Source organism: Polyangium spumosum (assembly GCF_009649845.1).
GTDB lineage: Bacteria > Myxococcota_A > Polyangia > Polyangiales > Polyangiaceae > Polyangium > Polyangium spumosum.
The window spans coordinates 449,564-464,181 of sequence record NZ_WJIE01000004.1; the positions used below are offsets into that span (position 1 = coordinate 449,564).

Below are 14,618 nucleotides of genomic sequence, written 5' to 3' on the forward strand. Positions count from 1 at the left end.
AAAGAGACATGGGGCGAGCAAAGAAATGCTTGACGGCCGGGCAGAAACTCCGAACATACGAACCCACCACACGGTGACCTTCTCGGCTCCCGTGAGGTCGCGGGTTCGGCATCGAGCTTTTCCCGTGAACCATCGTTCCCGAGAGGTGAGACATCTGCCAGCGCGCAATGGGGCGTAGACTGAGTCCAGATCGATTGCCGCCGAGGGAACAGGTCAGGTCAACATGGCTCTCAATGCGTATCTCCGTCTGAAGGGGCAGAAGCAGGGCGAGATCAAGGGCTCCGTGACCCAGAAGGGTCGCGAGAACAGCATCATGGTCATCGCGGTCTCGCACGAGATCGTGAGCCCCCGCGATCCGGCGAGCGGCCTGCCGACCGGCAAGCGCATGCACAAGCCCTTCATCGTGACGAAGGAGCTCGATAAGGCGTCGCCGCTGCTCTACAGCTCGCTCGTCAACAACGAGAACATCTCGGAGTGGGAGCTCAAGCACTACACGCCGCAGGTGAAGGCGCAGCAGGGCGTGGGCACCGAGGTGAACCACTACACGGTGCGCCTGATCAACGCGAACATCGCGTCGATCAACTTCCGCATGCCGAACAACCGGAACCCCGATCTCATGAAGTACGCCGAGTACGAGGAGATCTCGTTCACGTACCAGAAGATCATCTGGACGTGGACCGAGGGCGGCATCACGGCCGAGGACGACTGGGAGACCCCCCTCGTCTGAGACTGGGCTGACGCCCAGCAAAATCAGCCGGGCGGCCTTCGGGTCGCCCGGTTTTCGTTTGTCCGTAGGACGGGGGGAGAGTAAGCTCTTCCAAGATTGGTGCCGAGGCTTGATGGATCCCCCATGGCCCTGAACGCGCACTTGAAGATCGTCGCGGAAAAACAGGGCGCCATCCTGGGCTCGGTGACGCAAAAAGGTCGCGAAGGATCGATTCAGGTCATCGCGGCCATGCACGAGATCGTGAGCCCACGCGATCCCGCGAGCGGCCGTCCGACCGGCAAACGTGTGCACAAGCCGTTCGTCGTGACGAAGGTGCTCGATCGCTCGACGCCGCTGCTTTACAGCGTTCTCTGCAACAACGAGAACATCAAGAGCTTCGAGCTCCAGTTCTACACGCCGCACAAAAACGGCATCGAGAAGCAGCACTACACGGTGCGCCTCGAGAACGCGAACATCAGCTCGATCATCTTCCGGATGCCGAGCACGCGCAGCAAGATCGCGGCGCAGCTCCCCGAGCGAGAAGAGGTCGCGTTCACGTACCAGAAGATCATCTGGACGTGGAACGAAGGCGGGATCACGGCAGACGACGATTGGGAGACGCCTCGTTGACGATGGGGCTCCGCTCCGCTTCGCGGAGCTGTGCCCCCAAACCCCCCCGGTGTTTGCAGAGTGATCATGCGACGCTGCCGCCATGGCGGCCGGCGCCTTGCGTGAAGCGGGAAGCGCCTTCGAGGGATTCGCCCCCGCTCAATGCTGAGAGGCCGTGGCGGAGCTCGTTCTGGAGCGCCTCGTGGAGGGGGAGATCGAACTGCTCGTAGGCGCTCAGCCGGTCGCCGCGCATGCATAGCTGCGGGAAGGCGGCGAGCTCGTGCGCGAGCTTCTCGGCAGCCTCGCGCGAGCGGCCCTTGGGGACGACGCGGTTCGCGAGGCCGATACGCAGCGCCTCTTCGGCGTCGACGGGCCGGCCCGTGAGGATGAGGTCGAGCGCGCGGCCGAGCCCGATGAGGCGCGGCAATCGGACGGTGCCGCCGTCGATGAGCGGGACGCCGAAGCGACGGCAGAACACGCCGAGCACCACGTCCTGCTCGACGATGCGCAAATCACACCAGAGCGCGAGCTCGAGGCCGCCGGCGACCGCATACCCCGCGACGGACGCGATGACCGGCTTCGAGAGGAGCATACGCGTGGGGCCCATCGGCCCGTCGCCCTCGGCGTCGATGCGGTTCGGCGCGCCCGCGGCGATCGCCTTGAGATCCGCGCCGGAGCAGAAGGTGCCGTGATCGCCGTGCAGCACGCCGACGGACGCATGCGGGTCACTCTCGAAGGCGCGGAACGCCTCGGCGAGCGCGTGCGCCGTCTCGCGATCGACGGCGTTGCGGCTCTCCGGCCGGTCGAGGATGACGGTGGTGACAGGGCCCGATCGTTCGACGCGTACGGTCATGGGGCATGGTATGAAGCGTGCGGCGAGCGCCGCAAGGCCACGCAGGCGCGCGAAGGCAAACGGAGGACGCGAGCATGAATTTCGAATTGGACCCCGAGATCGCCGCGCTTCGGCAGAAGGTGCGGGCGTTCGTCGAGGAGCGCATCGTCCCGAGCGAGGCCAGGATCGTGGCCGAGGACCGCGAAAACAAGCGGGAGACGCTCTCGCGGTTGCAGGCCGAAGCGAGGGCGGAGGGGCTCTGGGTGCCGCATTTGCCGGCGGCGTATGGCGGGCGCGGGCTCGGCATCATGGGCATGTGCGCGCTTTTCCGCGAGATGGGCCGCTCGCCCGTGGGCGCGAAGGTGTTCAACTGCGACGCGCCGAACCAGGGGAACATGGATCTCCTGCTCGGCGTGGGCAGCGAGGTGATGAAGGAGAAGTACCTGCGTCCGCTCGCGGCCGGCGAGATCACGAGCGCGTTTTGCATGACCGAACCCGCGCCCGGCGCAGGGGCCGATCCCTCGAACCTGCGGACCCGCGCCGAGCGGGACGACCGCGGCTGGGTGATCACGGGGCGCAAGTGGTATTCGACGGGCGGCCGGGACGCCGCGTTCCTCATCGTGATGGCGAGGACGAGCGACGATCCCCGCGGCGGCGCGACGATGTTCCTCGTCGATCGGAAAGCGCCTGGCGTGGAGTACGTGCGCGACATCCCGACGATGTCCGAGCCGCTGCTCGATCACCGCGAGGGCGAGATCGCGTTCCACGGCGTGCGCGTGGGCGACGACGCGGTGCTCAAGGGCGTGGGCGAGGGGTTCCGGCTCGCGCAGCAGCGGCTCGTTCCGGCGCGCCTCACCCATTGCATGCGCTGGCTCGGCCTCGCGGATCGGACGCTCTCGATGTGCAAGCAGTACCTCGTGACGCGCGAGAGCTTCGGCAAGAAGCTTGCGCAGCACCAGCTCATCCAGCAGAAGATCGCGCACCACGCGCTCGGGATCCACGCGGGCAACCTGATGACGTACCATTGCGCGTCGATGCTGGAGAAGGGGCTCGACAAGGAGTCGCGCCCGTACTCGTCGATGGCGAAGCTGCACGTGGCGCGGCTGCTCTGCGACGTGCTCGACGACGCGATCCAGATGCACGGCGGGCTCGGGTACAGCGAAGACGTGCCCTTCTCGACCTGGTACCGGTATGCGCGGAGCGCGCGGATCGCGGACGGGCCGGACGAGGTGCACGAGGTGGTGATCGCCCGCGATTTCTTCACGCGTGGGCTCGAGCTGCTCGTGTAGGGCGGGCATGACCGGCAAGAAGAAGCCTCTTTCTGCCCGCGCGGCGCGCCGGGAAGCCGAGCGCGCCGCGGTCAAGCTCGCGCGGGATCGCGAGCGGCTCGCGTCGCTCGAGCCAGGCGGCGCGCCTTCGCTTCCGATCGAGATCACGAGCGCGTCGGAGGTCGAGATCGCGGCGCGCGGGAAGCCTTGCGCGCGGTGCGGCGGCGAGGTGCGTGTCGAGGAGCACCTGGCGGAGACGGTCGGGACGTCGCGGCTCCGCGTCGCGCGTGTCTTCTGTCCGGCGTGTGGCGCGCGGCGGGCGATTTACTTCCGGCTCGGCGCGGGTTTGCCCAATTAGCGCCTCTCGGGCTGGCCTACACTCCCCTGCCTGGAGGTGGCTCATGAAAAGCCGATCGTCGTCGTCGCTTTTGCTCTTGCTCGTGTCCTTCGCGCTCGCCGCGTGCGGGGGAGGGGAGGCCGGCCCGGGGGGCCCGGGCGTGGGCGCCGGACCGAGCCCGGCGTGTGTCGCGCTCGGCTGCGCGGCCGACCAGAAGATTTGCGTCGAGGACGCCGCCGGCGCGTATTGCGAGGGATGTCCGATGGGCGCGTACGCGGCGTCCTCGGGGCGATGTGAGACGCTCTCCGGGACGCCGCTCGAGCATACCTTCGCCGAGTTCACCGTGCAGGCGGGGGAGGAGATCAAGGGCCTTTGCCAGAGCGTCACGCTGCACAACGAGACGGAGCTCTGGGTCAACGCCGTCGAGCTCCGGCAAGACTCTTCCTCGCACCATTCCAACTGGACGTTCGTCCCGCAGGACAAGTTCGACGGCCCCGACGGCGTCTGGAATTGCTGGGAGCGTGATTACGACCAGGTCTCGGCGGCGCTCGCGGGCGGCGTGATTTACGCGCAATCGACGCAGACCGAGCGCGAGGTGCAGAAGTTCCCGGAGGGCGTGGCCGTCCGCATTCCGCCGTATTCACGCATCATCGGCGACGTGCACCTGCTCAACACCTCGGCCTCGCCGATCACGGGCGCGCTCTCGCTCACGTTGTATCATATCCCCGAGAAAGAGGTCGCCCACAAGCTCACGCCGTTCCACCTCGATTACCACGGCCTCGACATCCCGCCGCACGCGAAATCGCGATTTTATGGGGAGTGCGCCCTCGAGAACGCCTTCGCGGCCGCGGGCAATACGTTCGATCAGAAGGTCTACTACATCCTGCCGCACACCCACGCGATGGCGAAGCGGTTCTTCCTGGAGATCCTCGGCGGCCCGCGCGACGGCGAGACGATCCTCGAGCTCTCGGCCTACAACGGCGAGGCGCACGGCAGGGTCTACGAGGAGCCGATCGACATGACGGGCGCAGAGGGGTACCGCTTCGGCTGCGAATACGACAATCCCCGCGACGAGGCCGTCGGCTGGGGGTTTGGTGATCAGGAGATGTGCGAGCTCCTGGGTTTCGCCGAGTCGACCGTGGGCTTCGAGTCCAAGATCAGCTCGGCGCAGGAGGTCGGCATGGACGGAGACGTCCGTCTCTTCACGGCCCCCTGCGTGACGTTCGCCTTCCCCTGGGACCACGACAAACCCGGCGGCATGCCGCCGGCCCCGTGAGCTTCACTTCGCCGATTCGAGCGTCGTCCGGAACGCGTCGCGCGAGGCCTGCACCGTGTCGCTCGGGCCGACCATCTTGAAGAACCACGTGCCTCGATCGGGCGTCTTCACGGCCGCCCCGACGAGACGGAAGTTCTCCTTCACCATCTGCATCGCCGCGCGCTTCTTCGGGCCCACGGGCGGGCCGAGGGCGATCTTGTAGGTCCCCGAGACCTCGACCGTCTCGACCTTCAGCGCGCCGACCTCGAAGCTCTCCCGTTTCGCCTTCGCGCCCGCGTCCCCGTCGAACTGGTCGAACCACTCCTTGAAGCGCTTCTCCGGGTCCCCTTCGGCGCCCGTGCCGTAGAAGAACACCTCGATGTCGGCGTCTTCCTTGTCGTCGCCGACCTTCAGGGCCTTGTAGGCGGCCTTCTTCGGCCCGCCCTTGGGCGGATCCTGCGCGGTCCACGCCGCGGGCGCCGTCCACTGGAGCGGGGTGACGGCGGGGCCCTGGGGCGCCGCGGCCGGAGGCGGGTCGGGCTCGGCGGGGCTCTTCGAGCAGGCCACGAGCGAGAGGAGGAGGAGGGCGAGGTACCGGGAAACCATGATAGACGTCGAAGGGGGCACCTGGCCCATGGCTACACCATCCTGGGGAGACGCGCACGTCCTGTAAGTCCTCCGGGGGGGTCATCCGTAGGTAGTCCGGCGGATCGGAGACGCGTGATGGAGCAGCTCGGTGATTACCTCGTCCGGCGCCTGGTCGGCGAGGGGGGGATGGGCAAGGTCTACGAGGGCGAGGAGCGCCTTTCGAAGCGCCGCGTGGCCCTCAAGGTCCTGCACCCCGAGCTCGCGAAGAGCGAGACCGGCCGCAAGCTCTTCGTGAACGAGATGCAGATCCTCGCGCACCTCGAGCACCCGAACATCGTGCGCAGCCTGGCCAGCATCGAGGCGAACGGCCAGCTCGCGATGGTGCTCGAGTTCCTCGACGGTCGCACGTTACGCACCGTGCTCGGCGAGGAGGGGCGCCTGCCCTGGGCCGAGGCGATCCGCATCGTCGCCGCCGTGGCCTCGGCGCTCTCGGCCGCGCACGGGCAGGAGCCGCCGATCATCCACCGCGACCTGAAGCCGGAGAACATCATGATCCTGAGCGACGGCGCGGTGAAGGTCATGGACTTCGGCATCGCCAAGATGCTGCAGGCGATGAACCAGACGAACACGCAGAGCGTGGGCACGCTGCAGTACATGAGCCCCGAGCAGATCGACGCGCGCACCATCGATCACCGCGCGGATCTCTACGCGCTCGGGCTCGTGTTCTACGAGCTCCTCGCGGGCAAACCGCCCTTCTCGTCGGCCTCGCCGCGCCAGCTCCTGAACCTGCAGTGCACGGCCGAGCCGCCGCCGCTCGAGGCCGAGGTGCGCAGCGGCTTGCCGAAGGGCGTCGAGCAGCTCCTCTTCCAGCTCCTCGAAAAAGCGCCGGAGGATCGGCCGTATTTCGCAGAGGACGTGGTCGAGAGGCTCGAGCCCTTCCAGGTCGCGGCGCCCGCGCCCGCGCGCACGAGCCCCGGCCGCACGAGCGCCCACGGCGCCACGACGCCGCACCAGAAATCCCCGACACCCCGCACGATCCCCGACGCGGGCGAGGTGAACGACGAGGACAAACCCGCGGCGCGATCGGATCGTCGAGACGACGAGGCGAAGGGCACGCGGCGCGAGGCGGGCGCGCGCAAGGACACGATCGCGCTCGTCGATCAGGTGGATCAAGGCCGCGAGGTGCCCGCGAAGGTCGCGGTCGGGATCATCGTCGGGCTCTCGCTGCTCGCGGGCCTCGGCGCGTACCTCGTCCGATCGACGCAGGCGCCGGAGGAAGGCGCGGACACGGGCGCGCCGACGGCGACGGCGACGGCGACGGCGACGGGGAAGAGCACGGCGACGGGGAAGGTGAGGGGGCGATGATGAAACGCGCGCGCCCGGAGGCGAGCGGGGTCGCGGCCGGCGCGCCCTTGCCCCCGCTCGGGCGCGCGTCGCGTTTTGCTTGTGACGGCGGGCGCGAGCTGTTTCGCCTGCCAGGATCGGACGAGGCCGCGGCGCGGCGGCTGCTCGCGTTCGGAGAGGCCTCGATCGGCGGGTTTGCCCTCGGCGGCGTGGACGACGAGGGCGTGTGGATCGTGCGCCGGAAGCTCGGGGCGAGCCTCGCCGAGCTCGTTCGGGAGCGGAAGGGGCCGTGGCCGTGGCGCGAGGCGCTCGGCGTCGCGCTCGGCGTCGCGGAGGGGCTCGCGGCGTGCGAGAAGGCGAGCTTGTTCCCGGGGCCGCTCTCGCTCGAGGGCGTGTACGTCGACGAGGAGGGCGCCGTGGTGGTCGCGGCGCCGAGGCTCGTGGGCGCGATCCTGGGCGCGCAGGAGGGCGGATCCCGCGGCGGATCGGCGGAGATCTCCCCACGCTGGACGCCGCCCGAGCAGGCCGCGGGGGCGGTGTGGGACGGCGCGGCGAATCGGTACGTGCTCGGGCTCTTGCTTTATCGGCTGCTCGCGGGGGAGCACCCGTTCGCCGGCGCGGGCCTGCGACACGCGCTCGACGAGGCCGCGGAGCGCGAGGCGCCTCCGTTCGTGGACGCCGTGGCGCGGGCGCTACCGACGGGTCTGCAGAGTTTGTCGCTGCGGATGATCGACCCGGACCCGGCGCGGAGGCCGGATCGCGCGTCGACGATCGCCCAGGAGCTCGGGCGTTTTCTGCGCGGCGAGAGCCCCGAAGCGCAGGCCGCGCGTCCTCCACGCGAGCGAAAGCCCGTCGAGACACGCGCGAGGAGCGCCGAGGAGAAGACGGCCGATCGTCCGGCTCCCGCGCCGCGCGCCGCCGCGGAAAAACCGAGCGCCCCGAAGAGCGCGTGGATCTCCGCGGGCCTGCCCATCGGCGCGGGCCTGCTCGTCGCCGCGTTCGCCTTCTCGCGCCTCGCGCCTGCGCCGCCGGAGGCGCCGAGGCAGGAGATCGCGCCGCTCGCCCCGATCAACGCGACCGGCACCACGAGTGAAGCTTGCGCCTCGTGCCATCCGCGCCAGGCCGCGGAGTGGCGCCGCTCGGTGATGGCGCATTCCGTGAAGAGCCCGCTCTTCAATGGGCTCGAGAGCCTCATCGAGGAGCAGGTCGGCCGCGACGAGGATTGCCCGAACGGCGCGGGGATCCTCCGCCGCGTCAATGCATCGACCGCCTGCCGCAATCGCCAGAGTGGTCTGCCCGTGACGGGCTCGGGCGGCGAGCACTGGTGCGTCAATTGTCACAGCCCCGCCGAGAAGATCGAGCGCCCCTTGCCGGCCTGGGACGGCCGCGCCGGCGGCGATCCGAACACCCGCAAGCCCGTTCGTGATCTGCTCGGCGCGCAGGGCATCGAGGGCATTTCCTGCGTCTTTTGCCATACCGTGCACGGCCCCGTCGGCCCTCGCAGCGGAGGACGCGGCGGCTACGAGGGCAACCCCACCTGGACGTCGTTCGTCACCGGTACCGTTTTTCCGGCCAGACCCGAGGACAACCGCGGCCTGTTCGGCATCGCGAACAGCGGCTACGAGCTCAGGAACGAGGAGCTCTTCCTCGAATCACGCGCGCCGCGCCCGATCGCCTCGGGATCGGCCGGATCCCCCGACGCCGTCGACCCGCTCGTCCACCGCCGCCCGAGCGAACGCGCGGACGCTTATCTCCGCTCGAGCGAGTTCTGCGGCAGTTGCCACGACGTCCGCCTCTTCGGCTCCGACGTCCTCGGCGCGCAGAAGGGCGAACATTTCAAGCGCCTGCGCAACGCCTACTCCGAGTGGGCCGCCTGGGCGCGCGACGAGGAGCGGCGCGGCAGGACACCCGCGACGTGCCAGGACTGTCACATGAGCAGTTATCCTGGCGTCTGCGAGCCCGGCGATCCTCCGAGCGGCGAGCCCGAGCCCGAATGCCCGCCCGGCTCCCATTTCGTCGCCCGCGCGCCCGGCGTGTTCCCGAAGGGCCGCGCCGCCGACAACTCGCCCGAGGCCACGACCGTCAGCACGCATTATTTCTCCGGCGTCGATCTCCCGCTCTCGGATGAGTTCCCCAATTCGCTCGTCGACGAGACGACCCTCGACGTGCACGGCATCCCGCTTGGCGCGCGCCGCCGCCGGGATCTGCTCCTGCGCCACACGTTCCGCTTCGAGATCGACGGCGCTCGCCGCGGAGGATCCGGGATCGAGGTCCCGATCGTCGTCGAGAACGTGGGCGCCGGGCACCGCGTCCCGGCCGGCTTCAGCCAGGAGCGCGAGTTCTGGGTGCACCTCATCGTGCGGGATCGCGACGACCGCATCGTCTACGAGGTCGGACGCGTGGGCCGGCCCGACGAGGATCTACACGACAAGGTCTTCGTCCGCGTGAACACGAATCCCTCGTCGCTCGACGAGCGCGGCCGGCCGATCGGCCTTTTCGGCGCCGACGTGCGCGACGGCCCCGACGTCCCGCGCTGGAATCCTCCGCCCGAGCGCGGCGGCACCTCGTTCCGCGGCAAGGGCCTCGTCAATTTCCAGAACGGCTTTCTGCGCTGCGTGCGTTGCATCGGCGTGATCGGCCCCGACGGCCGCTGCGAGCCCGGCCCGGGGCAAGGTTTTCTCCGGGCCGATCGTTTCGACGACGGCGATTACGACATCGACACGGGCGAGTGCCGCTCGAACCTCTCGCTCGATCACGCGCTCTTCGAGACGTACTTCCCGGTCGGCGCGCTCGACGCGAGCCGCGGCCAGGTCCGCGGCCCCGACGCGATCGTCGACACGCGATCCTTGCCGCCGAACGTGCCCATCCGCTTCACGTACGACCTCGACGCGGGCGCGCGTCGCGGACCCTTCCGCGTCGAGGCGCGCCTCCTCTTCCGGGCCTTCCCGCCTTTCTTGATCCGCGCCTTCGCCGCGTACGAGCGCGAGCAAGCGCGGCGCGGCCTCCGCCCGAACGGGCCCAACGTCACCGAGGACATGCTCCGTCGCCTGGAGGTCGTCGAGCTCGCGAAGGCCGCCGTGGAGGTGCCGTGACCCAGGGGTCGCCCGCGGCCTCGGGCGAGCGCGCCGCGTGGCCTCCGGCGGTGTGGGAGGCGCCGGTGTTCCGTGGCCTCGACGCGCGCGCGCGCCGCGAGATCGAGGACGCGGGGCGCATGGTGTCGCTCGCCGAGGGCGAGGTCGTCTACCGCGCCGGCGAGGCAACGCGCGCGTTTTACGTGGTCGCCGAGGGCCTGGTCGCGCTCTCGGCCGTGCGTCGCGGCGAGGATCACGAGAGCGAGCTGCGCGTCGCGGGGAAGGGCGCCTCGTTCGGCGAGGAGGCCACGGCGTTCGGGGCGCGCAGCGCGACGGCCACGGCGCGGGCCTCCTCGCGGCTCTGCGAGGTGCCCGCGCACGTCTTCCAGCGCGCGGCGGCGCGCAGCGGCAAGGCCGAGGTCGCCGAGCGGCTCGAGCGGATCCTGCGCCGCGCCGCCACGCGCGACCTCCTGCACACGATGGCCTTCGCGCGCGCCCTCGATCCCGAGGACGTCGACGTCCTGCTCGACGCGGCCCGCTACCAGCGCTTCGAGCGAGGGCAGCCCGTCTATCGCGAGGGAGATCCCTCGACGGACCTCTTCCTCGTCGCCGACGGCATGATCCAGATCCAGACCGACGACGGCGAGCGCCTGCGCGTCCGCGCCTACCTCGGCCGCGGCGACTTCTTCGGCGACGCGGAGATCGAGGCTGGATCGCCGCGCCTCACGAGCGCCGTCGCGAGTGGCCCCTCGCTGCTCGTCACCATCGACGCGCGCACGTTCCGCGGCATCTCGGCGCGCCACCCCGAGCTCTTCGGCGCCCTCCGCCGCATCGCCCTCGATCAGCAGGCGGCGCAGCGCGGCGTCGTCGGCCGCGCCGCGCAGAACGCCACGCAGCACGCGTTCCGGGATCTCTATCGGCTGAAGGTCGCCCGATCGCTGCTCGTGATCGACCTCGAGACGTGCGTGCGCTGCGGGCATTGCGCGTGGGGTTGCGCCGAGCTCCACGGCGAGGCGCGGATCGTGCGGCGCGGCGACAAGATGGTCGCGCGCGTGGAGGCCCGATCCGAGGCGCCGCGCAGCCTGCTGTTGCCGAACTCGTGCCAGCACTGCGAGAACCCGAGCTGCATGATCGACTGCCCCACGGGCGCGATCGGCCGCGAGCCGGACGGCGAGGTCTTCATCCGCGAGGCGCTCTGCACGGGCTGCGGCGCGTGCGCCAAGGCTTGCCCCTGGGACAACATCCAGATGGCCACGCGTCCCGCAGAAGCCTCACGTCCCGCGGGCGGCGCCTACCCCGACGTCGCGGTCAAATGCGACCTCTGCCGCGGCTACGAGGGCCCCGCGTGCGTGCAGGTTTGTCCGACGGGATCGATCTTCCGCATGAACCCGAGCGAGGAGCTCGCCGACGTGCGTGATCTCGTCCTCGGCGGATCCACGGCTCGCGCCGCGGTGCAGGAGCGAGTCGCGAGCTCGGCGGGGCTCGTCGTGGGCGGCGCGATCGCGGGCGCGGCGATCGGCGTCGTCGGCCTGATCATGCACGCGCGAGGCCTGTGGCATGCGGACGCGGGCCTCGGCGGCGCGGCGGGTGTCCTCGCGGCCGTGGGGTTCGTCCTGCTCGTCCTCTATGCCGTCCCCAAGCGCCTCGTGCGCCTCTGGATGCGCAAGCGCGGCGGCGACGAGACCGCCGAACCTCGCGCGCCCGTCGCCTCCCGGGTTCGTCCTCAGCTCGCCGTTCACCTCGCGCTCGGCCTCGTCACGACGGGCCTCGTCTTCGCGCACGCGCCGGTTTATCCGATCGCCCCGTCCACGGCCGGCGGCGCGCTCCGGCTCGTCTTCCTCGCGAGCGCGCTCGTGGGAGGACTGTCCGCGTTCGGCTACCTCGTGATCCCGCGCCGCATGGCCCGCATCGAGCGATCGGCCGCGTTGCCGGAGGATTTCTCCGCCGCGCGGAGGGACCTCGTCGACAGGCTCTACCGCGAGGTCAGCGGCAAGAGTGATCTCGTGAAGAGGATCTTCGAGAAGATCCTCGTGCCCTTCGCGATGTCGACGTTCGGCCCGCTCCTCTTGCTCGCGAGCGGCCGGACCTTGCGGCAGGAAGAGCAGGCCTTGCGGGCGCGGATCGATCGGGTCCTCGAGGGTCGCGGCAAGGAGCGGCTCGCGGGCCTCGACGGGCTCGTGCGCATCGTCGTGGAGCTACGCGCGCTGACGGCGCAGCGGCTCCTCTTGCGCCTGCTCCGCGTGGGGCTGCCGCTGCACATCCTGACGTTCGGGATGGCGATGGCGCTGCTCGTGGTGCACGTGGCGGCGGTGATGAAGCGGTGAAACGAGGCGATCCTTCCATGGCAGACCGCGATCGTCGAGACGAACCCTCCGCGGACAAACCACCCGCCGCGCTCCCCACGCTCTACGCGTCGCCGCTCGGTGACGCCCGTGATCGCGCCGCCGTCCCGCGCGAGCTGCCCCGCGGACGCGCCGCCAAGCGCGCGGAGACGACCACCGACGTCACCCGCTTCCGTGGCTTCCTCCCCGCCACGATCGTCGCCGCTCTTGCCGCGGCCCTCTCGGCCTTCCTCCTCCCGCCCCCCGGCGGCCACGCCTCCCCGGGCCCGCTCTCACGCCCGCACGCGCGCGCGGAGAGCGTCACCTGCGCGAGTTGCCATGGCACCGACGCGTCTCCCAAGCGCCCCGACGAAGCCTGCGCCACTTGCCACGGCCCCCACGCGCCGCGCCGCGGCCCTCACGCGCGCCTCTTCAAATCCGGCGCCCTCCGCTGCTCGACCTGCCACCCCATCCACCAGGCCGATCAGGGCGTCACCTTCGTCCCCGGCGAGCCACCGATCCGCTTCGCGCCCGGCGTCGAGCGCTCCCTCGACGACGCGCCACCCGCGCACATCGAGGCCACGGTCCCGATCGTCACCGCCGCGAGCTGCAAGGGATGCCACGACCCGCGCTCGTCACGTGATCCCATCACCCGCTGCTTCGCCCCCGGCCCGGACAAACTCGGCCCGGACAAACCGTCCCTCTGCTTCGACGAACATCAGACCGCATTGCCGCCGGACACGCCCGATCGTCCCGGCTCCGCGGCCCGCGGCCGCGTCTGCGCCGCGCAGCACGGCGATGATCGCCCCGTCGCCTGGGACGCCGCGCGCGACGTCGCCCTCGCCGTGCCGAAGCTCGATCGCCCGCAGACCGGCGCGCTCTCCTGGCTCTGGCTCGGCACGGGCACGCTCGCCTTCGCCCTCACGCTCGGCCTCGTCCGCGGCTCCGGCGCCCTCCGCTTGCGCCTCCGCAAGGCCCAGGACAAACCCCCGGCGCCCGAGGCGCTCCTCAAACCGCAGACGCGCGTCCGCCTCCCGCAGATCGACACCCAGACCTGCCTCGGCTGCTACGCCTGCGTCGACGCTTGCCCCTACGACGTGCTCGAGGTCCAGAAGTACGTCGCGGTCGTCGTGCGCCCCGAGGCCTGCTGCGGCCTCACGCTCTGCGAGCAACGTTGCCCGAACGGATCGCTCCGCGTCACGGACGGCGACTTCATCGGCGATCGCCCGCGCATCGACGACGCCCTCCAGAGCGAGGACACGCCCGGCCTCTTCCTCGCCGGTGACGTCACGGGCCTGCCGCTCATCAAGAACGCGATCCTCCAGGGCGCGCATGCCGTCGAGAAGATCGCCGCGAGCCTCGAAGCGGAGGGGCCTCGCGCCTCCACGGACGAGCGCCCGAAGGACCTCGTCATCGTGGGCGCCGGGCCCGCAGGGATCAGCGCCGCCCTGCGCGCGAAGGAGCTCGGCCTCTCGTTCGAGGTCATCGAGCAAGGCTCGGTCGCGCAGAGCATCCGCAGCTTCCCTCGCGGCAAGCTCGTCTTCGATCAACCCCTCGACCTGCCGCTCACGGGCAAGCTCTGGCTGAAGGAGTCCACCAAGGAAGAGCTCCTCTCTCACTGGATGCGGATCATCCGCAAGGAAGAGCTCCCGATCCGGCAAGACACGCGCATGACCGCCGTCGCCCGCGAAGAAAGCGGCAAGCTCTTCCGCGTCACGACGGAGCCGCGTGACGGCGGTGGTCCGCCGCGAGAGATCCTCGCCCGTCGCGTCCTGCTCGCTATCGGCCAGCGCGGCACGCCTCGCCGTTTGCCGATCGAGCTCTCGCCCGACATCGAGGCCCGCGTTCACTACCACCTCGCCGACGCCCGAAGCTTCGAGGGCAAACGAGTCATCGTGGTCGGGCTCGGCGACGTGGCCATGGAAATTGCCGTCGCGCTCGCACGGCAAGCCGGCACCACCGTCACCGTCGTCCACCGCGGCGCCACCTTCACCCGCGGAAAGTCGAGGAACATCGACGAGGTCAAGCGCATGCACGCCGCGGGCCGCCTCGGCCTGCGCTTCGAGACCGAGATCGCCGCCCTCGACCCCGACGTCGCCACCCTCCGCACCCGCGGCCGCGACGAGCGCGTCCCTTACGACGCCGTCTTCGTCCTCATCGGATCCATCCCGCCCTGGGACACCTTGAAGGCCTGCGGCGTCCGCGTCGCCGGGGAAGCACACACCACCGCAGATCGTTCGCCTTCGATCTTCGTCCAAGGACCCACCGGCGCACCGTAAGCTCGTCC

11 protein-coding genes are annotated in these 14,618 nt (G+C 70.2%); 9 read left to right on the forward strand and 2 right to left on the reverse strand.

The genetic code is table 11. The features are described from left to right. The first annotated feature begins 223 nt into the window (after nt 1-223). Together GF068_RS15770 and GF068_RS15775 are read left to right on the forward strand one after the other, a co-directional pair. Nucleotides 224-727 carry an Hcp family type VI secretion system effector gene (locus GF068_RS15770; protein WP_153820196.1) on the forward strand — a complete coding sequence of 168 codons (504 nt, stop codon included), beginning with the start codon at nt 224-226 and terminating at the stop codon, nt 725-727. A 123-nt stretch (nt 728-850) separates the two neighbouring features. Next, complete coding sequence (locus GF068_RS15775) at nt 851-1,336, forward strand: Hcp family type VI secretion system effector (protein WP_153820197.1); 486 nt, start codon at nt 851-853, stop codon at nt 1,334-1,336. Between the two features lie 64 nt (nt 1,337-1,400). On the opposite strand, the gene GF068_RS15780 is transcribed toward GF068_RS15775, so the two are convergent. Next, entirely contained in the window at nt 1,401-2,168 is a 768-nt protein-coding gene (locus tag GF068_RS15780) for a crotonase/enoyl-CoA hydratase family protein (protein ID WP_153820198.1), read from the reverse strand. Nucleotides 2,169-2,242: 74 nt separating this feature from the next. Between GF068_RS15780 and GF068_RS15785 the strand changes: the two genes are divergently transcribed. From GF068_RS15785 to GF068_RS15795, 3 genes are read left to right on the forward strand one after another with little or no spacing between them, the layout of a single operon-like run. Beyond that, nucleotides 2,243-3,436 carry an acyl-CoA dehydrogenase family protein gene (locus GF068_RS15785; protein WP_153820199.1) on the forward strand — a complete coding sequence of 398 codons (1,194 nt, stop codon included), beginning with the start codon at nt 2,243-2,245 and terminating at the stop codon, nt 3,434-3,436. Between the two features lie 7 nt (nt 3,437-3,443). After that, on the forward strand, nt 3,444-3,773 hold the full coding sequence (locus GF068_RS15790; RefSeq protein WP_153820200.1) for a hypothetical protein: 330 nt from the start codon (nt 3,444-3,446) through the stop codon (nt 3,771-3,773). A gap of 43 nt (nt 3,774-3,816) precedes the next feature. After that, complete coding sequence (locus tag GF068_RS15795) at nt 3,817-5,028, forward strand: hypothetical protein (protein ID WP_153820201.1); 1,212 nt, start codon at nt 3,817-3,819, stop codon at nt 5,026-5,028. 3 nt (nt 5,029-5,031) lie between these two features. Here the strand turns inward: GF068_RS15795 and GF068_RS15800 are convergent, their stop codons facing one another. Continuing rightward, entirely contained in the window at nt 5,032-5,613 is a 582-nt protein-coding gene (locus GF068_RS15800; RefSeq protein WP_153820202.1) for a hypothetical protein, read from the reverse strand. 117 nt (nt 5,614-5,730) lie between these two features. Here GF068_RS15800 and GF068_RS15805 point away from each other — a divergent pair, with 117 nt between their 5' ends. From GF068_RS15805 to GF068_RS15820, 4 genes are read left to right on the forward strand one after another with little or no spacing between them, the layout of a single operon-like run. Continuing rightward, the gene (locus GF068_RS15805; protein ID WP_153820203.1) at nt 5,731-6,960 is read left to right on the forward strand and encodes a serine/threonine protein kinase; all 1,230 of its coding nucleotides are present in this window, start codon (nt 5,731-5,733) and stop codon (nt 6,958-6,960) included. Continuing rightward, entirely contained in the window at nt 6,957-10,031 is a 3,075-nt protein-coding gene (locus GF068_RS15810) for a serine/threonine-protein kinase (protein ID WP_153820204.1), read from the forward strand. Before GF068_RS15805 ends, GF068_RS15810 begins: the two co-directional genes overlap by 4 nt. Beyond that, nucleotides 10,028-12,334, forward strand: coding sequence for a cyclic nucleotide-binding domain-containing protein (locus GF068_RS15815; RefSeq protein ID WP_338046407.1), 2,307 nt, complete (start codon nt 10,028-10,030; stop codon nt 12,332-12,334). The genes GF068_RS15810 and GF068_RS15815 overlap by 4 nt, the downstream gene beginning before the upstream one ends. Nucleotides 12,335-12,351: 17 nt before the next feature. Next, entirely contained in the window at nt 12,352-14,610 is a 2,259-nt protein-coding gene (locus GF068_RS15820; RefSeq protein ID WP_153820205.1) for an NAD(P)-binding domain-containing protein, read from the forward strand. Nucleotides 14,611-14,618 lie beyond the last annotated feature (8 nt).